This window comes from Flavobacterium inviolabile, from assembly GCF_013389455.1.
Taxonomy (GTDB): domain Bacteria; phylum Bacteroidota; class Bacteroidia; order Flavobacteriales; family Flavobacteriaceae; genus Flavobacterium; species Flavobacterium inviolabile.
Genome location: NZ_CP058278.1, coordinates 865,964 through 885,868, shown reverse-complemented (window position 1 = coordinate 885,868; position 19,905 = coordinate 865,964). Strand labels below are relative to the sequence as shown.

Genomic DNA, 19,905 nt, shown 5'->3' with positions numbered 1-19,905 from the left:
ACAGACCAATTATAAAAACAATTTACTTCCCTAAAATCCCTTGTTTTGTCAACACCGGTAATTCCGTTAATGCACTTTTATCGATGGTATTGGCTCTAAAAACGTAGTTTTTATCGTAAAGTGTACCTCCAATAAAGAAGGTAAGCATAAATTCATTGTTGAGCTGCAAAACATTGTTTTCCAGCAATTCTATTTTTACAGCCGAGTTGGGCAATACTTCCTTAAAAGCATGGCGAAACGTTCCTGTTTTTCGTTCTTCCCCATCGATCAGCCCGTATGCTTTGGAAACAACTATTGCCATTTCCAAAGTTACCTCACCGTCATTGATTAAATAGGCATACCAGGAATTTTCCATAAAGTCGTCATTCCACTCCTGAATAGCGGCTACATAAACGTTTTCTACTTTTGGGATTGTGATGTCTTTTTTCATTGCAAGGATACTATAAAAGGCTTCTGAGCGTCAGAAGAACGTGAATAAAAAATAAAACGAACAGCCCGCAATACAGGCTGTTCGTCATTATGGTGTTTTAAATACTGGATTTAAACTGCTCCAAGAATCGTACGTCATTTTCATAAAACATACGAATATCTCCGATTTGGTATAACAACATGGCAATACGTTCTATTCCCATACCGAAAGCAAATCCGTTATATTTATCGGCATCGATGCCGCAATTTTTCAATACGTTAGGGTCTACCATTCCGCAGCCCATGATTTCCAGCCATCCGGTTCCTTTTGTAATACGGTAATCGGTTTCCGTTTTCAGTCCCCAGTAAATATCCACCTCAGCACTTGGCTCGGTAAACGGGAAATACGACGGACGCAAACGGATCTTCGATTTTCCGAACATCTCTTTTGTGAAATACAGCAAGGTTTGCTTTAAATCGGCAAAAGATACATTCTGGTCAATATACAATCCTTCCACCTGGTGAAAAATACAGTGGGAACGGGAGGAAACCGCTTCGTTACGGAAAACTCTTCCTGGTGAAATCGTACGGATCGGCGGTTTGTTTTCTTCCATATAACGTACCTGAACAGATGAGGTGTGCGTGCGCAGCAAAATATCAGGGTTTGTCTGGATAAAGAAGGTATCCTGCATATCTCTTGCCGGATGGTATTCCGGAAGGTTCAATGCGGTAAAGTTATGCCAGTCGTCTTCAATTTCCGGTCCTTCGGAAACATTGAATCCGATATTGGAGAAAATATCAACGATTTGATTTTTTACAATTGAAATAGGGTGACGCGATCCGATAACCAAAGGTTCTCCCGGACGTGATAAATCCCCATACATTCCTTTTGCTTCTTCTTTACTTTCCAAAGCGTCCTGAATGGATTTTACTTTATCCTCTGCAGTAGTCTTTAATAAGTTGATCACCTGTCCAAATTCTTTTTTCTGGTCGTTTGGCACGTTTTTGAATTCCGCAAATAAATCTTTAAGAAGTCCTTTGCTTCCTAAAAATTTGATTCGAAATGTTTCGAGGGTTTCTTTATTATCTGTAGTAAAAGCCTGCGCTTCGCCTATGTATTCTTTTATCTTATCAATCATCGGTCTTTCAATAAAGGGCAAATTTACGGATTTTGAAATCAGATTCCACAGCTTTTCGCATATAAATTTCTTTTCAAAAGGTCCGTTCTGTATGTTTTTGCCGCTGTGATTTTTAATCTATCAATTCCTTTTCAAGGAAATAATTTACAATCGCTTCTTTCATCAGTACCGATTGTTCTCCGGCTTTTAAAGGCGGCAATTGTTCTTTTACATTATAATGCGGCCATCCGTCTTCGTCAAAAAAAGCAAATTCATAATAGCCGTATGGTTCCAGCAAACGACAAATAGCGATATGCATCAGGTTTAGCTTTTCGTCTTTTTTGAATTTTCTTTTCAGCTGTCCGAGTTCCTGTACTCCGATTAAATAGATGATGGCATCCAAATCCAGTATTTCGCCATCGGCAAAACGGTTTGAAAGTATGTTGACCAGCGTTTCCCAACGCTCTTTTAGTTGTTCGTCTCTTGACATATTTTGGTTTTGTTTTTTGTTAATCAGACTTCTTTTAACAGTCTTTAAACAAATTTGAGCCGACAAAGATAAGAAGTTGGAATTTGACATTCCACAATTCTTTTATCTTTGCCTTTTATCCAATTATTTATGAGTTTCTTTGATATCATTTTAGCTGCCATTTTAGTATACGGTTTTATCCAGGGTTTCCGCCAGGGTCTTTTTGTAGCTCTAGCTTCATTTGTTTCCCTAATTATCGGTATTATCCTGGCTATAAAATGTTCCCATCTGGTACGCTCCGTTATTGAGAATCATGTTTCGTGGAATCCCAGATATATCGAAGTGATTGCTTTCGGGCTCACTTTTATCCTGGTTGTTGTCGGTATTATTTTACTGGCAAAGCTCTTTACCGGAATTGCCAGTTTTGCCCAGATGGGCTGGTTAAACACTATTGCCGGCGGTGTTTTTGGTACGCTGAAAATGGCACTGATTCTGAGTATTCTTCTAAATCTTTTCCAGAAGGTCAATATTGACCATTATTTCCTTTCTCAGGAAACCATGGATAAATCTTTATTTTACAATCCGATACAGGAAACTTCAAAGCTTATTTTTCCAAGTGTAAAAGAATGGTATGACGATTTTAAGACCATGGATACTCCGGAAGAACCGGTTTCTTCAGCGCCGCAATAATTTATTTCAGTTCTTTAATCGCGTCTTTTTCGATCCAGCCTTCGGTATCATCGGTCAGCTGGATTTTTCTCCAATTGTCCAGTGATTCGATCACAAAAACTTTGGTTCCTTCGTGTAGTACAAAAGCATCGGAAGCCGTCGTTTTCGGTTCGCTTTTCACCGGAGCTACTTCTGCAAAAACAATGGCAGGTCTTTCGTTTTTATAATGATCTCTTTCTGCTATTGCAGCAGCAATACTGATAAACATGCCCAGCAGCACAACAAACATCCCGAAGAAAAAGATTCTTTTCACTACGGTGATACGGGCAAAATAATAGCCTATAAAAAACAGCAGGAACAATACGGATGCCCCAACAGCAAGCCATGCCCAGCTTTCATAATGAAACACATCCAACAAGTCGTCTATCATTTTAGAAAAGCCCACTTTAGGAACGACTTTAATTTCATCAATCGTCATTTTCTGAGCAAACTTCAAATTGGTCTGAACGTCTGTATCGTCAGGATTTAACAGCAGCGCTTTTTCATAGTTGTAAATCGCCGGTGCTACCTGATGCATTTTATAATAGGAATTTGCCAGATTAAAATACAGTTCTGCCGATTGTTTACCGGATTTCAACACCTGCTCATACTGTGCAACCGCCTCTTCGTATTTTTCTTTTTTATAACTATCATTTCCTTTTTCAAAAGCAGACTGTCCCCAAAATACCTGAGTTACCAACAGTAGTATATATAATAACTTTTTCATGGCGATTAATTATTGATTTGTTTTTCCAATCCGGAAATTACGGTTACTGCTTTGTCATAATCCTGCTGCATGGTTCCTACAGATGCCGGGGTATAACGGGCAAATTCGCAGCTGTCCATCAAGGCGATAAAGTTTTGAACGGTATCCGGTGCTGCTTTTTTAGAGAGCAGTAATTCCCGGATGTTTTCTTTACTCATTTCGGAGGTTTCAATGTGCAGTTTGGCTTTCAGGAAGTTGTGTAAGGCTTTTTCCATTGCCACATAAAAGGCTTCCTTGCTGCCCAGTTGTTTGTTTGCTTCCGACAGGAATTTCTTAGCCAGTTTGTTTGACTGACGGATTTTATTACCGGCTACATCACCGTCTATCGCTTCTTTTTTCTTCTTCGCCAGAACGATTACCGGGATGATTAAAAACGGCGCCAGCAAAAGCGAATAGAAAAGCCCGGAGCCTAAAAAGTCTTTTTGGGCAACAGCCGCAAGGTTGGTTTTCAGTTTAATAAACTGGAACTGGTCGTTTGCCACCACATTTTGTTTGCCTTCTGCCGAAGCAACCTGAGGATCACCCGATGTTGGCATTGGTCCGTCCAGCACATTTACCATAATTTCTTTTGACGTAATGGTTTTATAGGCATTGGCACTCAAATCAAAATAGGAGAATACCATTGGTTTGATCTGGTAATTTCCTTTGTATTGTGGTATAATCGTATAGGTATCGGTAATTTCACCCTGCATACCGGAAAGCGGCGTGTTTACCTTTTCCTTGTGTTCCGGATCATACATTTCCAGCGCACTTGGCACTACCGGTTTGGGCAGGTTAAAGAGTTTCAGGTTTCCTTTTCCGGAAACACTTACTACCAAATCCAGCGATTCCCCGGATTTTAAGGTTGTTTTTGATGGGGTTACTTTAAAGTCAAAGTCACCAACAGCTCCGGAGAAATCAACCGGTTTTCCGGCTTCGGGCAAGGATCGCACACTAATGGATTTTGCTCCGGCAGAAACGGTTTTATTCCCGCTGGCATATTCCATTCGTCCGAAGAAATCACGGCGTCCTGTAGGCAAATCAACTTCGATGTCCAGAGAAAGCGGTTCTATTTCCAGTTTTCCGGCTTTTTGCGGATACAGCACTGTTTTGCGCAATACCACATAGCGGTAATCTTCTCCGTTGTATTTTCCGTTTTCGACAACCAGTTTTTTAATATCGATGTTCTGGCTCCAGAAATCATTGTATTTCGGACTTGCCATTTCTCTCCAGTTCCGCACGCTGGCTGTATTGCTCACATAGAGCTTGTACACAACCGTAATCGGTTCGTTTATGTACGGATTGGTTTTGGATATTTCTGCCACCAAATGGATTCCCTCACCCATTTTCTGCTGTGGGTTGTATGGGTTTACTTCTTCCTGAACGGCATTGGTGATCGTTACTTTAATGGGTGCCGTTTTGTAAATTTTACCTTCAATTTCAATGGAGGCCTGTTTGATAACCAGCGTTCCTTTTTTTAGCGGCATCAAAAAATACGAAAAGGATTTGTTGAAGGATTTTTTTCCGTTCATCCAGGAGTAACTCACTGCCTGATTCGGGCCGCCCACTACTCTGAAGCCTTCAAAAGCAGGCGGACTAAAATTATCACCATCTTCATTCATCGTAAAATCAACCCGTAAACGTTCGTTGATTCCCAAAGAAGTTTTGCTCACACTGGCGTCAAATTGTACCTGAGCGAGTAATCCCTGAAAACTTAATAATAGTAGAAAAATATATTTCTTCATTTTTTATAATCCCAATGTTTTTCTGTGTGTCAATCCCTTAATTTCTATAATCCCTTACCAGTCTTTTTCATTTTTAACCGGACTGCCTTTTACTTCTCTGGCTTTTACCTTGTCCTGTATTTTCTTCTCTTCATTATTTACCGCATCCAGCAGGTTTTCCATTCTTTGTCTGGAAGCACCGCCCGACTGTGGCGGGGCATTTTGTTTGTCTTTATCGCCTTTCCCGTCTTTGTTGTCTTTATTTTTAGGATCGCCTTTATCGTCTTTTTTATCCTGACCTTTGTCTTTGTTCTGATCTTTCTTATCGTCTCCTTTTCCTTTGTTGTCCTTATCCTGCTGATCCTTGTTTTTGTCTTTATCTTTATTCTTGTCTTTGTTTTTATCGTTTTTCTTCGGCGGATTCTCTTTCAGTTTTTTCTTTGCCAAAGCATAATTGTAACGCGTTTCTTCATCAAACGGGTTGTTTCGCAACGCATTTTTATAGGCTTCCACAGCCGCTTCGTAGTTTTTTTTCAGCATGAATACATTTCCGATATTGTGAAATGCTTTGTGTTTCTGTCTTTTGCCTTTTGCCGTTTCAATTGCTTTCATATAGGCAAATTTGGCTTCACCAGGCTGGTTTTGTCTGTAAATCGCGTTTCCTAAATTGTAAGAAGCCGTTGCTCTTGCCGGTACTTTTGAATGAGAAATACGGTAATCTGCTTCCGCTTCGGAATAACTTTTCTCTTCAAAGGCTTCATTCCCTCTTGGCAGGTTCCGGTCTTTAATCTGGCCCAGTACTGCAAAAGAGAATAGTAAAAAATAATAGCTAAACAACTTCTTCATTATTCTTTTTCATTAAATAAATTCAACTTCTTAACCCAGGCGGTTTTTCTTTCCAGGAAGAACACATCCAGTAGTAACAATACAAAAGCAATGCCTAAAAACCATTGGTACTGCGATTGGAAATCGGCCATTTGCTGGCTTTCAAAATCTGTTTTTTCCAGATTGTCCAGTCCGTTTTTAACAAACTCGATCACTTCTTTCGTATTTCCTCCAAACACATAGCCGCCATTGGCATTTTTAGCGATGGTTTTTAAGGTTTCCGGATAAAGCTTGGTTACAACCGTTTCTCCTTTTGAATCTTTTTTAAATCCTTCAATAGTCCCGTTTCTTCTCAATGGAATCGGCCCTCCTTTTTCGGTACCTACTCCTATTGTCAGTATCTTAATTCTTTTTTCTTTGGCTTCTTCTACCGCTTCTTCAAATCCTTCACCATGATCTTCACCATCCGAGATCAGTACAATCAGTTTGCTGGTTTGCGGGTCATCAAAATAAGAGGTTGCCAGTTTAATTGCTTCAGACAAAGCGGTTCCCTGCGAAGAGACCATATCGGTATTCATGCTTTGCAGGTACATTTTGGCAACGCTGTAGTCTGTTGTTATCGGCAGTACAGGATAGGCACTTCCTGCATAGCCTACAATCCCGATTCTATCCGACCCCAGCTGATTGATGATCTGGGAAACGATCTGCTTGCTTTTTTCAAGCCGGTTAGGTGCAATGTCTTCCGCCAGCATACTTTTAGAGATGTCCACTGCAAAAACAATATCCACTCCCTGACGTTTTACGGTTTCCATTTTGGTTCCAATTTTCGGGTTGACCAAAGCGAGTATAATTCCGGCTAAAGCCAATAATACCACCACCAGTTTTAAAACCGGTTTGAATATCGATTTTTCCGGACTCAGTTTTTTAATTAGTTCCAGGTCGCCAAACTGCTTTTGTTTTTTTCGTTTCCAATACAGATTGATCAGAAAGAGCAAAACCAATATGGGTAATATTGCCAGCAGATAAAAATATTTCGGTTCTTCAAATTCCCACATAACTAGATAAAGCTTCTAAAAACAGTTTTTCTCAATAAGATCTCCAAAACCAGAAGTCCCAGTGCGAAGAATACAAACGGTCTGTATTTTTCGTCGTAGTTGAAGTATTTCATTTCTTCAATTTCGGTTTTTTCCAATTTATTGATTTCATTATAAATATTCTCCAAGCTTTTATTGCTGGTTGCTCTGAAATATTTCCCGTTTGTTGTCGCGGCAATTTCTTTCATCAGCTTTTCGTCAATTTCCACCTGCATCATCCGGAAAAGGAATTGCCCGTTTGGTGCAATTGCATACGGGAATTCGGCCATGCCGTTTGTCCCGATTCCGATAGTATAAACTCTGATTCCGTATTCTTTTGCAATTTCAGAAGCCATTCTCGGATCAATAAATCCGGCATTGTTCACACCGTCTGTCAGCAAGATCACCACTTTACTTTTGGCTTTACTGTCTTTTAAACGGTTTACCGCCGTGGCCAGTCCGACACCGATTCCGGTACCGTCCTGTAAAACGTTATCATATTTAACGCCTTTCAACGCTTCTAAAACCACTGCTTTATCGCTCGTTACCGGTGTTTTGGTATAACTTTCGGCAGCATAAACCACCAGTCCGATTCTGTCGTTTGGTCTTTCTTCAACAAATTCCGAAGCCACCCGTTTTAACGCTTCCATACGGTTGGGCTTTAAATCTTTGGCCAGCATACTTCCGGAAACGTCAATCGCCATAACGATATCAATACCTCTTGAGGTTCTTGTTTTATTGGTCACGTCTGTCGACTGCGGTCTTGCCAATGCTACGATCATCGCGCTTAATGCCAGCATTCTTAAAACAAACAATACCGGTTTTAGCTTTGGCAAAACCGAGGGTGCCGCTTTAAATCCTTTTACAGAACTTATCTTTAATGTTGCGGTCTGCTTATTTCTTTTCCAGAAATACCAGGCTATTGCTATTGGCAATGCCAAAAACAGCCAAAAAAATTCGGGATGTAAAAACGTAACATTCTTCATTATTCGCCTAGTTTTCTGAGTTCAATAGAGTTAATTATCCTTTCGGCTATTTCTTTTGCTTTTTCATCTTCGTCGCGATATACCAGGACTATTTCCTGTACTCCGAATTTCTGGGAGAAAACAATCATCTGGTAAGCCATTCGCTGGTCTTCATTTTTTACCGGGTTAAAAATCGTCATCGATCCGTAACCTCTCTTGCCGGTAAAGCCATCTTTAATTTCAAAATCATCGGTTTTAACGATAATTCCTTTGGCTCCTACCGTTTTTTCAAACCGCGCCAGGTTCTCGTTCAGGATGACATCATTATTAGCCGCAACAGAGTCTTTAAATGCCGTTGTATTAATTACAATATTGAAATTGTCGATCAGGCTTCCGTAGATAAACTTCTGCGACGATCTGACATTCGGCGGCAGGTTGTTCTGAATTTTTTCTTCCTGAAAACGTTTCAGCACTTTTGGTGTTTCAAGAATAATGGACGGTTCTCCATATTCACTTTTCACCCATTCGCCATTTAGCAGGTCTTTTGTACTGTGCCCTATAAATTTATCTTTTATAAAATCCAGTCCGTCTGTAGACAGGTAGTACATAAATGTTCCAATAAACAGGACAACGCTGGTTGCAACGGCTATCAGGATACGTCGTACTTTCTGATTTTTAATCAGTTTTTCTCTTTTCAGTCTTTCGTCTTCTATGGATTGCTCCACTTCTTTCGGAATGGACTTTTCTATTGTGAATATAATTTTTTCGATGTTCTTTCTGTCGTCTGCAATTTCAAAATCCAGTGGTTTTGATTTCGCAAACTTCACTAAATCGGCATTTTTCAGGATTCTTTCAAAGGTTTCGAAAGTGTCTTTTTTAATGCCCATTTTCTTTTTAATCACAGCGGCTTTCAGTGCGGTCAATAATTCGGCCGTTGTACTTTCCATTGCCGGAACCTGAATGGTTTCTTCAATATAGGTACGGGTAATATCGGTCATTTCGGAGTAATAGTCTTTTACTTCTCCTTTTTGCCAAAGTTCTTTTTTCTCCAGGTTTTGCAACAGGCTGGTTGCTTTTTCTATCGGAGAAGCATAGATAATTTCTTCTTTTTTATCCCTGTTCTGGTATCGTTTAAGCAGCCAGTTTACCAGAAAGCCAATGCCGATAATCAGCAGCAGTATCATGCTGTATTTCCAAACGTTACTAATGGGTTTATCTACGGTAACGATGGTTTTGATGTCATACATTTGTTGTTTGGTCGTATCTACCACAACATTTGTGACCGTTACCGGAGGCAGTGAATCGGTAATGAACTGGCGTCCGTTGATGATTACCGGTAATTGCGGTATGGCATATTTTCCGGAATCAAACTGGGTCAGTCCGTATCTTTTAATCAGTTCGTACCGGGCATCTTTTTTAATGGTATCAACCGGATATGATTCCAGTACTTCAAATAATCCAAAGGTTTTACTATCCGGAAAAAAGACGTGTGCACTACTGTCGACAGTGGTTTTTAACGTCAGTTTAAACTGTGATCCTATTTTAATTTTGGTAGAATCAACGGTTACCTGTACCGGTTTTTGCTGACCAAAAACAACCGCTCCGAAAAGTAAAAACAGTACTATGTAAAATTTGTTTTTTGTCATTTTTAGGTTCTTGCTTTAAAATAACCCAGTAATTTGGTTACATACGATTCGTCTACACGGGTATTGACCGTTCCTGATCCACAACGGGAGAATGTTTCTTTAAAATATTTCACATTGTCCTGATAGTGTTTTTCATATTCCATCCGAACCGATTTTGCGTTTGTGTTCACTAATAGTGTTTCGCCCGTTTCGGCATCTTCCATGTGTACCATTCCGATGTTAGGCATTTTTTCTTCGCGAATATCATAGACCCGGATTCCGGTAACATCGTGTTTTTTACCGGCTATTCTGAGGGTCTGTTCATAATCGGAAGTCATAAAATCGGAAATAACAAAAACGATGGCTTTCTTTTTCATGACCCCGGAAAGGAATTTCAGCGCCTGGGAAAAGTCGGTTTTCCTGCTTTTAGGTGTGAATTCAATGAGTTCACGGATAATGCGCAGCACGTGTGATTTTCCTTTTTTAGGCGGAATAAACAATTCGATCTGGTCCGAGAATAAAATCAGTCCGATTTTATCGTTGTTCTGGGTTGCCGAAAAAGCCAGGGTTGCCGCTATTTCGGTAACCACATCGCTTTTGAGCTGGTTTTTCGTTCCGAAGCTTTCTGAGCCGCTTATATCCACCATCAGCATCATGGTCAGTTCGCGTTCTTCTTCAAAAACTTTAATATACGGTTCGTTGTAACGTGCCGTAACATTCCAGTCGATCGCACGGACATCATCACCAAACTGGTATTGACGCACTTCCGAAAAAGTCATTCCTCTTCCTTTAAAAGACGTGTGATATTCTCCCGAAAAGATGTGATCGCTCAATCTTCGGGTTTTAATTTCTATTTTTCGTACTTTTTTTAAGAGTTCTTTGGTATCCATTCTGATTGTTGCTTATAGAATAATGATCCGGAATTTGATTGGGTTCAATCAAGTCTGAAGTCAGAAATCTATATACTAAGGCACTTCTACTTCGTTAACAATTTTATTGATGATCTCTACAGAAGTGATGTTTTCCGCTTCGGCTTCGTAGGTAATCCCGATTCTGTGACGCAATACATCGTGTACTACAGCCCGTACATCTTCCGGAATTACATAACCGCGGCGTTTGATAAAAGCATAACATTTTGCAGCAGTTGCCAGGTTGATACTTCCACGCGGAGAAGCGCCAAAGCTGATCAACGGTTTCAGGTCTGCTAATTTATATTTCTCCGGATAACGGGTTGCGAAGATGATATCCAGAATGTATTTTTCAATTTTTTCATCCATATAAACTTCACGAACGGCTTCCTGAGCGCGTTTGATCTGTTCTACGGATACTACTGCGTTTACTTTTTCGTAAGATCCTTTCAGGTTTTGACGGATTACCAGACGCTCGTCTTCCATTTTCGGATAGTCGATCACGGTTTTCAGCATAAAACGGTCTACCTGTGCTTCCGGTAACGGATAGGTTCCTTCCTGTTCTACCGGGTTTTGGGTTGCCATTACTAAAAACGGTTTGTCCAGTTTGAAAGTCTCGTCGCCAATGGTTACCTGTTTTTCCTGCATCGCTTCCAGTAAAGCCGATTGTACTTTCGCCGGAGCACGGTTAATCTCATCTGCCAGTACGAAGTTGGCAAAAATAGGTCCCTTTTTTATCGAGAAATCATTTTGTTTGATATTGTAAATCATGGTTCCCACAACATCGGCAGGTAATAAATCCGGTGTAAACTGAATTCTGCTGAAAGAACCCTGAACCGCCTGCGACAGGGTATTAATGGCCAGCGTTTTTGCTAAACCGGGAACCCCTTCCAATAAAATATGTCCTTGTCCTAAAAGTCCGATCAATAATCTTTCAACCATGTGTTTCTGACCTACAATCACCTTGTTCATCTCCATTGTCAGTAGGTCAATAAAAGCACTTTCTCTCTCTATTTTTTCATTAATTGCTCTAATGTCTAAAGTAGTTGTGGTGTCTTCCATTTGTGTATTTTTTTGAGCCGTGAAATTAATAAGTTATTTTAACACTGCAAATTGAAAATTTATTTAGTGTTTTGTTGTTAATAATTGGTTAAAAGTCTTGGTAACACTTTCATTTTAAGCCTGAATTATGATTTTGTTTTTATATTTTTAAGAACTGAAATTTAATTATCATGAAAACTGCCTTAATTACCGGCGCCACAAGTGGTATCGGGAAAGCTACAGCCGAGCTTTTAGCACAGCATAATTACCGTTTAATTCTTTGCGGGCGAAGAAAAGAAATTCTTGACGATTTAAAAAGAGATTTAGCAAAACATACACAAATTGCCACTTTAAACTTCGATGTAATCAACAGGGAAGACGTTTTTAAAGCGATTGCTTCTTTACCGGAAGCCTTTTCAACGATTGACATTTTAATCAACAATGCCGGAAATGCCCACGGACTGGATCCGATTCAAAACGGCAATACCGACGATTGGGATGCGATGCTGGACATTAACGTTAAAGGGCTTTTGTATGTTTCCAAAGCCATAATACCACAAATGATCGCCCGAAAATCAGGGCATATTATCAATATCGGCTCTACTGCCGCCAAAGAGGTTTATCCTAACGGCAATGTTTACTGTGCCAGCAAACATGCGGTTGATGCACTCACTCAGGGTATGCGGATGGATTTGAATGCCTACGGAATCCGTGTGGGCGGTATTCATCCCGGCATGGTACACACCGCTTTTTCGGAAGTCCGTTTTAAAGGGGATGCCGAACGTGCCGCGAATGTTTATAAGGGTTTCCAGCCTTTATTAGCCGAAGATATTGCCGACATCATTCACTTTGTGGTTTCAAGACCCTATCATGTGAATATTGCCGATCTGATTGTGATGCCTACCGCTCAGGCTTCGGCGACTATTGTAAACAAAAATTTATAATCCTTTTATAGCGATTCTGAACCGATGATTAACAAACGACTGCTTGTAAAAAACCTTTTGGCTCACAATGATGAGAGCAGTTTTTATGATAAAAAACGGCAACTGAATCTGCATACCAAAGAAGGCAAAGCAAAGTTTTTAAAACATATCTGTGCTTTGTCCAATTCAAACCCGACCAACAATTCATATATTGTTGTGGGTGTGGAAGACCAGGATAATGAAATTGTGGGCGATGACTTTTTTGACGACAGCAGGATCCAGAATCTGGTTAACGCTTTTCTGAATAATCCGCCCCGGATCCAGTATGAAAATGTTCCGTTTCCGAATCTGCCTAAAGATAAAGTTATCGGACTGGTGACGATAAAACCGGCACATAAGGTTTCTTCTTTTAAGAAGGGAATTTATACGATTCCTGCCAAAACGATCTTCGTAAGGCGCGGCAGCAATTCCATTCCCGTTGAAGAGCAGGATTATGTCCCGACCGATATGGAATTTAATTATTCCAATACCGAAACGGTCATCAGCATCGAGAACAATTCCCGGAACAGCATTGAACACACGCTGGAAGGGGTGATCGATTTTATGAATAACCGTCATAAAGACATGACGCCCAAATATAAAGTTTTCAAAGAGCTGTTTGTGGTTTGCTGGGCCGGCAACAAAAAGAAGGTGCGCGACAAAACATTTTTTTCAAGGGTTGATATTGAGCTGATCAACGAACAGGTCAAACTGTTTTATTCTGCTTTAGACGAAGTTACGGTGGAATATTCCGACGATAGTTTTACCATTACCGAATACCTTCCTTTGGGGTTAAATGACAAAACCAGCTACTATCCGCTTGAACGGATGTGCATTAGTTTTTATGACAACGGTTATTACAAAATGGATACGCAGATGCTTTTTGAACCGCCGGAATTTAACCGGAAAATGTTGTATCACATTTATAATTCCAATTTGTCATTAATCAGTAAATTGCAAAAAGGTTTACATTTGTCCGACAGGGAAAACAAAGATCTGGAAAACCTGCCTTCTACCTTGATGATCTGTTATTTAAACGGATTTGAAGAGGCAAAACAAAAATTGATTGACGCAAAACTTCTTTTAAAAGCACACGAGAACCCAACGGTATACATCTCGTTCAAGGAAGCGATGCGCATTTTAAGAAAAATGAAATACGGAATGAGTAATGAGTAGAACATTAGTTATTGGAGATATACACGGCGGACTAAGAGCTTTGCATCAGGTTCTTGAAAAAGCAAAAGTCAGCCCGGACGATAAATTGATTTTTTTAGGGGATTATGTCGATGGCTGGAGCGATTCTCCGAAGGTTATTGACTTTCTGATTGAACTGGAACAATCCCACCAGTGTTTTTTTATCCGGGGAAATCATGAAGAAATGGTTTTCCGCTGGTTATCCGCAGGGGATGACAATGCCGAATGGCGTTTTCATGGCGGACAGTCGACAGTGGATGCTTACCGGGATCTGGACATTCATACCAAAGACCGCCACATTGCGTTCCTGGACCGCCTGAATGATTTTTATATAGACGAGCAGAACCGTTTGTTTATCCATGCCGGCTTTACCAATCAGAAAGGGGTGCACTATGAGTTCTTCCGCGGGATGTTCTGCTGGGACAGAACGCTTTGGGAAACAGCCCTGTCGCTGAATCCTGCGCTTTCGCCGGAAGATCAGTTTTATCCCAAACGGCTCACATTGTACACGGAAATATTCATTGGCCACACGCCGGTAACCAGAATCGGGTCGACCGTGCCGGTCAACAAAGCCAACCTGTGGAATGTAGATACCGGAGCGGCGTTTAAAGGCCGTTTAACCATTATGGATGTCGATTCCAAAGATTTCTGGCAGAGCGACCCGTTAAATGAGCTTTATATCGATGAAAGAGGCCGGAATTAGTTTATAATTTTCAAATGCATACTTTTGCAAAAAATTTTTTAATATGAAAAAACATATCTTTCTTTTTAGCTTATTATTATGCAGCTTGTTTGTAAAGGCACAAACTAAAAACGAAGTTAAAGTGAATATCCTTAACACGATAGTACTGGCATCAGTAGAACTGGGTTATGAGCATTTCATTGATAAAGATCAGTCCATTGGCGTTGAATTCCTGATCAATGATCGTTTTTCATACACTACAGAAAAGAAAAACGGTGCTAAAGAATTTAAAACCAATAGTATTTTAGCTTCTTATAATTTTTATTTCGGTTCTGACGGACAAAGTAATTCCGGTTATTATGTTTCTCCGTTTTTAAAATACCGTTTCGGTGATTTTAATGAAAAAGAAACCGTTAATGATGTTGAGATCACCAAAACAACAGATATGAACAGTTTTATCGTTGGTTTGGGTACCGGTTATAAATGGGCATGGAATGACAAATTTGCCATTGCTCCTTATGTTAATATTGCAAGAAACTTCAGCGAGGAAGTAAACGACCGTTTTAGTGCTGTTGAAGTAAATGCCGGTGTTAGCATCGGTTACCGTTTCTAAAACGTAAAAAAACATATAAAAAAACCCGATTCCTGCGAATCGGGTTTTTTATTTGGATATAACCAACTACTATAAATCAAATTTGATTCCCTGCGCTAATGGTAACGCATTTCCATAGTTGATGGTATTGGTTTGTCTTCTCATGTAAGCTTTCCATGCATCAGAACCTGATTCACGTCCGCCTCCTGTTTCTTTCTCACCACCAAAAGCACCACCGATTTCAGCTCCTGAAGTTCCGATGTTTACGTTTGCAATTCCACAGTCAGAACCGGCATGTGAAAGGAATAATTCCATTTCTCTCATGTTGTTCGTGAAGATAGATGATGATAATCCCTGAGGCACTCCGTTTTGCATTGCGATTGCTTCTTCGATAGTGCTGTATTTCATTACGTAAAGGATTGGTGCAAAAGTTTCTTCCTGAACGATATGGAATTCGTTTTTAGCTTCAATGATACATGGTTTCACATAACATCCGCTTTCGTATCCTTCTCCTTCTAAAACACCACCTTCAACAAGGATTTTTCCACCTTCCTGTTTGGCTTTTTCGATTGCGTTTAAGTAATCGTTTACAGCACCTTTATCGATAAGCGGCCCTACGTGGTTATTAGCATCCAACGGGTTACCGATTTTCAATTGTCCGTAAGCGTTTTGCAATACACTGATCGTTTTGTCGTAAACACTTTCGTGAACGATTAAACGTCTTGTAGAAGTACAACGTTGTCCGGCTGTTCCAACTGCTCCGAATACCGCTCCAACCAATACCATACTGATATCAGCATGTTCTGAAACGATGATCGCGTTGTTTCCTCCCAATTCCAGAATGGTATTTCCGAAACGTTCTGCAACCGTTTTCGATACGTGACGTCCGATTCTTGTAGAACCTGTGAACGATACTAAAGGAATACGTTTGTCATTGTTGATTAAATCACCCGACTCGTTTCCAACAACCAGACAGCTTACACCTTCCGGAACGTTGTTGTTTTTAAGTACTGTCGTGATGATGTTCTGACAAGCTACTGCACACAAAGGTGTTTTTGAACTTGGTTTCCAGATACAAACGTCTCCACAAACCCAAGCCAGCATGGAGTTCCAGCTCCAAACAGCAACCGGGAAGTTAAATGCCGAAATGATCCCAACAGTTCCAAACGGATGCCATTGCTCATACATTCTGTGCATTGGTCTTTCGGAGTGCATTGTTAATCCGTATAACTGACGGGACAATCCTACTGCAAAATCACAGATGTCGATCATTTCCTGAACTTCTCCCAAACCTTCCTGAAGGCTTTTTCCCATTTCGTAAGAAACAAGTTTCCCAAGAGGTTCTTTATATTTTCTTAGTTCTTCTCCCATTTGACGAACAATCTCACCTCTTTTTGGTGCCGGGATCAGTCTCCAAACTTTGAATGCTTCTTCAGCAGCTTTCATTGCTGTTTCGTAGTCTTCTTTTGTTGAAGATTTCACTTTTCCGATTAACTCTCCGGTAGCCGGAGAATACGATTCGATGATTTTTCCGTTTGAAAACCAGTTCGAACCTGTAGATGTTCCTTCGTTTATTTCTTTAAGCCCTAATTGTTGCAGTGCTTCCTGAATACCGAATTGGTCAATTACTGTTGCCATTATTCTAAGTTATTTTCTTGTGTTTTTATTTTTCACAAAGTTACTGTTTTTTGTTTAAGGTTTTTAATCATTAACTTTTTAGCATGTTATGATTTCTTTACCCAAACAGCAATGATGCCCGTATTGTGTGGTTATTTTTTTGCGGTAAATCTTGGATCTGATTCCATTACGGTGCCGCAGCTCGAGCAGGTTCTCAAATCTTCCGAATTATAGAAGTGCTGAAAATGCGGCAGGAAATCTTTTTCGATGTCGTGCAGTTCAAAATAAACTTCATATAGTTTATGGTTGCAGTTGTCACAATGCCAAAGCAGTCCGTCTGTAAATCCGCGTCCGGCTCTTTTGCGTTCTATAACCAGTCCGATGGATCCTTCACTGCGAACCGGCGAATGCGGCATACGCGCAGGATGCAAATACATGTCACCGGCTTTCAATGCCATTTCTTTGCGTTCGCCCTCTTCCTGAATGACAATTTTTATATCGCCTTCCAGCTGATAAAAAAGTTCTTCCGTTTCATTGTAATGATAATCTTTTCGGGCATTGGGTCCGGCAACGATCATCACAATAAAATCATCTGCATCTACATAAATATTTTTATTACCCACCGGCGGTTTTAACAAATGCCGGTTTTCATCAATCCACTGGTTGAGATTAAAAGGTTTCTGGACAGCCATAATAAATGTTTTTACTAAAGTACAAAAAATGAAAAAGGCAGGTAAAAAAACCTGCCTTTTATTATTACTTTGTCCCGTCCTGAAATAAGTTGACACAAAATCGACTTATTATGAAAGACACAACAACAACGCGAGTTAAGCGTACTCAAAAGGATTATAATATGGCTTTTAAATTAGCTGTAGTTTCCCGAGTTGAACAAGGCGAAATGACCTATAAACAGGCTCAAACTGTTTACGGTATCCAAGGCAGAAGTACTGTTTTGGTTTGGCTTCGAAAATATGGTAACTTAGACTGGAGTAAACCAAATCTGTTATTTATGTCTAAATCTAAAGAAACCCCGGCTCAGATTATTAAACGATTAGAGAAAGAACTGGCAGGTGAGAAACTTCGAAATAAGATTCTCAATACGATGATCGACATTTCTGATAGTCAGTACGGAACCCAGATCCGAAAAAAGTTTTCTCCCAAACCATCTTCCGACTCCGGGAAGGAGCAGGAATAAGTTTGTCCAAAAGTTGCCGATTGTTTGGGATAAGTAGGCAAGCTATATATCAGGAACAAAAAAGAATCCTCGATCGGGAATCTGAGTTACTCAAAGTAAAGCATCTGGTTCTTTCTTTGCGATTGGAAATGCCACGTATAGGGACACGTAAACTATATTACCTACTTTCGAAGCAATTTGATCAACAGGGTGTAAAGATAGGTCGTGATGCCTTATTTGGTTATCTAAGAAGGGAGAAGTTACTTGTTAAACCAATGAAGAGTTACACTAAAACTACCTATTCTAAACATTGGCTACACAAGTACGAAAATCTTTTGAAAGAGTGTGAGATTAAACGTCCTGAACAGGTATATGTAAGCGACATCACTTATGTCAAATCATCCCGGAAAACCCATTATCTGTCTTTAGTTACTGATGCTTATAGCAGAAAAATAATGGGGTATAAGCTGAGTGATGATATGAGTTCTGAAAATGTGGTACAGGCATTAAAAATGGCTATACAGAATAGGAAATCAACATTACCCCTGATACATCACTCCGATAGAGGATTACAATATTGTTCTAAAATTTATCAGGAAGTATTAGCTAAAAACGGTATTACACCCTCTATGACTGACGGATATGATTGTTATCAAAATGCTTTAGCTGAAAGAATAAACGGAATTTTAAAAAACGAATTCTTGTTTTATAAATGCAAAGATGGTCAGACTTTAGGAAAGCTTATAAAAACAGCGATAGAAACGTATAATGCTAAAAGACCTCATTTGAGTTTAATGATGAAAACGCCTAATTTTATACATGAAAAAACCAGCCAGGTAAACCTGACTGGTTAATATATTTTTATTCTAAAATCTGTCAACCTATTTTAGGACGACTCACTTCACTTCTTTGATTAAGTAGATGTATACCGGAAAGTGGTCACTAAAGCCCGGTTCTCCGTTTGAATTTCTTAAAGGATAACCCTGGTACTGACCCGTTTTCTGGATAAGATACGGTTTGTTAAAAATACCGGCTTTCCAAAAACGCAATGAAGAGTAATCTTTACGGATTAACGGTTCGCTAACGATGATCTGGTCAAAGATATCCCAGGCATCACGATAAGCCAGTGTTCCCAATCCGTCTTTAGACATTTGTTCCATAGGGTTGAACATGCCAAACTCTTTTACATCTTCTTTTTTACCTTTTGCGCCTAAAGCCACTTTAATACTCTTATTATAAGGTCCGTCATTTAAATCTCCCATAGTGATTACTTTCGCATTCGGGTTGATTTTGTATAACGAGTCAATAATTTTTTTGTTCAGCGCTCCTGCCGCTTCACGGAACGGGCTGCTTTTTTTCTCACCGCCTGAACGTGACGGCCAGTGGTTTACAATAACACTGATCTCTTCACCATCCAATAATCCGGTTACCAATAACTGATCACGGGTATAAACTCTTTTGGTTTTAGCATCTACATTTACGTTGTCGTCTGCCTTGTCATCGCCGTCACTTTTTGTTTTTTTGTTCAGGCCTTCTTCATTTTCATAAATGTATAACGGTATGTTTTTATAGCTTGTTGGCTGGAAGTGTTTTTTCTGATACAGGAATCCCACATCAATACCCCTTTTGTCCGGGGAATCAAAATGAATAACGCCATATCCTTTTTCCAACATTCTTGGCTGTTTCACCAAATCTTCCAGTACGCCTCTGTTTTCTACTTCGGCACAACCGATAATTACAGGGGCATTCGGGTTTTCGCCTGTTCCGATTTCAGGAAGAACACGGCTCAGATTATCTAATTTTTTTTGGTATTTCTGTCTTGTCCAGCTTTGGGCTCCTTTTGGTAACCATTCCTCATCATTATTCGGCCCTTTTATAGTATCGAAAAGGTTTTCGAGGTTATAAAAAGCAATTGTGTGCACTTTGAATTTTTTGTTCTGTGCGGTAACTCCGTTAGCTGTAAAACATAAAAGTAACAGAGCAATGAAATTTCTAATTTTCATGTATGGAATATTAAATTAACATCAAGTTTGATACAAACTCTGGGTCAAAAGTAAATAATATTCTTAAAAAAT

General features: G+C 39.8%; 20 protein-coding genes. 6 read left to right on the top strand and 14 right to left on the bottom strand.

Features of this window, described 5'->3' with window-relative positions; genetic code table 11:
* Positions 1 to 22 precede the first annotated feature (22 nt).
* The 3 genes from HW120_RS04080 to HW120_RS04070 form a co-directional block, all read right to left on the bottom strand.
* The gene (locus HW120_RS04080; RefSeq protein ID WP_177731082.1) at positions 23 to 430 is read right to left on the bottom strand and encodes a hypothetical protein; all 408 of its coding nucleotides are present in this window, start codon (positions 428 to 430) and stop codon (positions 23 to 25) included.
* A 97-nt stretch (positions 431 to 527) separates the two neighbouring features.
* Complete coding sequence (gene pheS, locus HW120_RS04075; RefSeq protein WP_177736166.1) at positions 528 to 1,547, bottom strand: phenylalanine--tRNA ligase subunit alpha; 1,020 nt, start codon at positions 1,545 to 1,547, stop codon at positions 528 to 530.
* Positions 1,548 to 1,659: 112 nt separating this feature from the next.
* Positions 1,660 to 2,016 carry a hypothetical protein gene (locus HW120_RS04070; RefSeq protein WP_177731080.1) on the bottom strand — a complete coding sequence of 119 codons (357 nt, stop codon included), beginning with the start codon at positions 2,014 to 2,016 and terminating at the stop codon, positions 1,660 to 1,662.
* Between the two features lie 129 nt (positions 2,017 to 2,145).
* Here HW120_RS04070 and HW120_RS04065 point away from each other — a divergent pair, with 129 nt between their 5' ends.
* Positions 2,146 to 2,685, top strand: coding sequence for a CvpA family protein (locus tag HW120_RS04065; RefSeq protein WP_177731078.1), 540 nt, complete (start codon positions 2,146 to 2,148; stop codon positions 2,683 to 2,685).
* A gap of 1 nt (position 2,686) precedes the next feature.
* Here HW120_RS04065 and HW120_RS04060 read toward each other — a convergent pair whose 3' ends face one another.
* The 8 genes from HW120_RS04060 to HW120_RS04025 all read right to left on the bottom strand — a co-directional run bounded on the left by HW120_RS04060 (position 2,687) and on the right by HW120_RS04025 (position 11,630).
* Positions 2,687 to 3,430 (bottom strand): tetratricopeptide repeat protein, encoded by a 744-nt coding sequence (locus tag HW120_RS04060; RefSeq protein ID WP_177731076.1) that lies wholly within the window; start codon positions 3,428 to 3,430, stop codon positions 2,687 to 2,689.
* 5 nt (positions 3,431 to 3,435) lie between these two features.
* The gene (locus tag HW120_RS04055) at positions 3,436 to 5,193 is read right to left on the bottom strand and encodes a BatD family protein (RefSeq protein WP_177731074.1); all 1,758 of its coding nucleotides are present in this window, start codon (positions 5,191 to 5,193) and stop codon (positions 3,436 to 3,438) included.
* Between the two features lie 54 nt (positions 5,194 to 5,247).
* Positions 5,248 to 6,018: a tetratricopeptide repeat protein gene (locus HW120_RS04050; RefSeq protein ID WP_177731072.1), complete on the bottom strand. Its 771-nt coding sequence runs from the start codon at positions 6,016 to 6,018 to the stop codon at positions 5,248 to 5,250.
* Positions 6,018 to 7,052, bottom strand: a complete 1,035-nt coding sequence (locus HW120_RS04045; RefSeq protein ID WP_177731070.1) for a VWA domain-containing protein — start codon at positions 7,050 to 7,052, stop codon at positions 6,018 to 6,020. Before HW120_RS04045 ends, HW120_RS04050 begins: the two co-directional genes overlap by 1 nt.
* A gap of 2 nt (positions 7,053 to 7,054) precedes the next feature.
* Positions 7,055 to 8,056, bottom strand: a complete 1,002-nt coding sequence (locus HW120_RS04040) for a vWA domain-containing protein (protein ID WP_177731068.1) — start codon at positions 8,054 to 8,056, stop codon at positions 7,055 to 7,057.
* Positions 8,056 to 9,681, bottom strand: a complete 1,626-nt coding sequence (locus tag HW120_RS04035) for a hypothetical protein (RefSeq protein WP_177731067.1) — start codon at positions 9,679 to 9,681, stop codon at positions 8,056 to 8,058. Before HW120_RS04035 ends, HW120_RS04040 begins: the two co-directional genes overlap by 1 nt.
* Positions 9,682 to 9,683: 2 nt before the next feature.
* Entirely contained in the window at positions 9,684 to 10,550 is an 867-nt protein-coding gene (locus HW120_RS04030; protein WP_177731065.1) for a DUF58 domain-containing protein, read from the bottom strand.
* Between the two features lie 75 nt (positions 10,551 to 10,625).
* Positions 10,626 to 11,630: an AAA family ATPase gene (locus HW120_RS04025; RefSeq protein ID WP_177731063.1), complete on the bottom strand. Its 1,005-nt coding sequence runs from the start codon at positions 11,628 to 11,630 to the stop codon at positions 10,626 to 10,628.
* A 167-nt stretch (positions 11,631 to 11,797) separates the two neighbouring features.
* Here HW120_RS04025 and HW120_RS04020 point away from each other — a divergent pair, with 167 nt between their 5' ends.
* The 4 genes from HW120_RS04020 to HW120_RS04005 are packed head-to-tail and all read left to right on the top strand — an operon-like array spanning position 11,798 to position 15,060.
* A complete protein-coding gene (locus HW120_RS04020) occupies positions 11,798 to 12,553 on the top strand; it encodes an SDR family NAD(P)-dependent oxidoreductase (protein ID WP_177736163.1) in 756 nt (251 codons plus the stop codon).
* Positions 12,554 to 12,577: 24 nt separating this feature from the next.
* Complete coding sequence (locus tag HW120_RS04015; RefSeq protein ID WP_177731061.1) at positions 12,578 to 13,747, top strand: ATP-binding protein; 1,170 nt, start codon at positions 12,578 to 12,580, stop codon at positions 13,745 to 13,747.
* Positions 13,740 to 14,468, top strand: coding sequence for a metallophosphoesterase family protein (locus HW120_RS04010; RefSeq protein WP_177731059.1), 729 nt, complete (start codon positions 13,740 to 13,742; stop codon positions 14,466 to 14,468). The genes HW120_RS04015 and HW120_RS04010 overlap by 8 nt, the downstream gene beginning before the upstream one ends.
* Before the next feature lie 43 nt (positions 14,469 to 14,511).
* Entirely contained in the window at positions 14,512 to 15,060 is a 549-nt protein-coding gene (locus HW120_RS04005; RefSeq protein ID WP_177731057.1) for a DUF3575 domain-containing protein, read from the top strand.
* A gap of 69 nt (positions 15,061 to 15,129) precedes the next feature.
* Here the strand turns inward: HW120_RS04005 and amaB are convergent, their stop codons facing one another.
* Together amaB and HW120_RS03995 are read right to left on the bottom strand one after the other, a co-directional pair.
* Positions 15,130 to 16,677, bottom strand: a complete 1,548-nt coding sequence (amaB, locus tag HW120_RS04000; RefSeq protein WP_177731055.1) for an L-piperidine-6-carboxylate dehydrogenase — start codon at positions 16,675 to 16,677, stop codon at positions 15,130 to 15,132.
* A 131-nt stretch (positions 16,678 to 16,808) separates the two neighbouring features.
* Positions 16,809 to 17,348: a 3-hydroxyanthranilate 3,4-dioxygenase gene (locus HW120_RS03995; protein WP_177731053.1), complete on the bottom strand. Its 540-nt coding sequence runs from the start codon at positions 17,346 to 17,348 to the stop codon at positions 16,809 to 16,811.
* A 110-nt stretch (positions 17,349 to 17,458) separates the two neighbouring features.
* Here HW120_RS03995 and HW120_RS03990 point away from each other — a divergent pair.
* Positions 17,459 to 18,684, top strand: a protein-coding gene (locus HW120_RS03990; protein WP_394353016.1) for an IS3 family transposase whose coding sequence is annotated in 2 segments (ribosomal slippage) — positions 17,459 to 17,807 and positions 17,807 to 18,684 — 1,227 coding nt in all. Because the reading frame shifts where the segments join, the coding sequence is not laid out codon by codon here.
* A gap of 42 nt (positions 18,685 to 18,726) precedes the next feature.
* Here the strand turns inward: HW120_RS03990 and HW120_RS03985 are convergent.
* On the bottom strand, positions 18,727 to 19,833 hold the full coding sequence (locus HW120_RS03985) for an endonuclease/exonuclease/phosphatase family protein (protein ID WP_177731051.1): 1,107 nt from the start codon (positions 19,831 to 19,833) through the stop codon (positions 18,727 to 18,729).
* Positions 19,834 to 19,905 lie beyond the last annotated feature (72 nt).

Bases quoted from the DNA above. Each gene is read 5' to 3' on its own strand.
- HW120_RS04080 (WP_177731082.1), bottom strand. From the start codon at position 430: ATGAAAAAAGACATCACAATCCCAAAAGTAGAAAACGTTTATGTAGCC.
- pheS (WP_177736166.1), bottom strand. From the start codon at position 1,547: ATGATTGATAAGATAAAAGAATACATAGGCGAAGCGCAGGCTTTTACT.
- HW120_RS04070 (WP_177731080.1), bottom strand. From the start codon at position 2,016: ATGTCAAGAGACGAACAACTAAAAGAGCGTTGGGAAACGCTGGTCAAC.
- HW120_RS04065 (WP_177731078.1), top strand. From the start codon at position 2,146: ATGAGTTTCTTTGATATCATTTTAGCTGCCATTTTAGTATACGGTTTT.
- HW120_RS04060 (WP_177731076.1), bottom strand. From the start codon at position 3,430: ATGAAAAAGTTATTATATATACTACTGTTGGTAACTCAGGTATTTTGG.
- HW120_RS04055 (WP_177731074.1), bottom strand. From the start codon at position 5,193: ATGAAGAAATATATTTTTCTACTATTATTAAGTTTTCAGGGATTACTC.
- HW120_RS04050 (WP_177731072.1), bottom strand. From the start codon at position 6,018: ATGAAGAAGTTGTTTAGCTATTATTTTTTACTATTCTCTTTTGCAGTA.
- HW120_RS04045 (WP_177731070.1), bottom strand. From the start codon at position 7,052: ATGTGGGAATTTGAAGAACCGAAATATTTTTATCTGCTGGCAATATTA.
- HW120_RS04040 (WP_177731068.1), bottom strand. From the start codon at position 8,056: ATGAAGAATGTTACGTTTTTACATCCCGAATTTTTTTGGCTGTTTTTG.
- HW120_RS04035 (WP_177731067.1), bottom strand. From the start codon at position 9,681: ATGACAAAAAACAAATTTTACATAGTACTGTTTTTACTTTTCGGAGCG.
- HW120_RS04030 (WP_177731065.1), bottom strand. From the start codon at position 10,550: ATGGATACCAAAGAACTCTTAAAAAAAGTACGAAAAATAGAAATTAAA.
- HW120_RS04025 (WP_177731063.1), bottom strand. From the start codon at position 11,630: ATGGAAGACACCACAACTACTTTAGACATTAGAGCAATTAATGAAAAA.
- HW120_RS04015 (WP_177731061.1), top strand. From the start codon at position 12,578: ATGATTAACAAACGACTGCTTGTAAAAAACCTTTTGGCTCACAATGAT.
- HW120_RS04010 (WP_177731059.1), top strand. From the start codon at position 13,740: ATGAGTAGAACATTAGTTATTGGAGATATACACGGCGGACTAAGAGCT.
- HW120_RS04005 (WP_177731057.1), top strand. From the start codon at position 14,512: ATGAAAAAACATATCTTTCTTTTTAGCTTATTATTATGCAGCTTGTTT.
- amaB (WP_177731055.1), bottom strand. From the start codon at position 16,677: ATGGCAACAGTAATTGACCAATTCGGTATTCAGGAAGCACTGCAACAA.
- HW120_RS03995 (WP_177731053.1), bottom strand. From the start codon at position 17,348: ATGGCTGTCCAGAAACCTTTTAATCTCAACCAGTGGATTGATGAAAAC.
- HW120_RS03985 (WP_177731051.1), bottom strand. From the start codon at position 19,833: ATGAAAATTAGAAATTTCATTGCTCTGTTACTTTTATGTTTTACAGCT.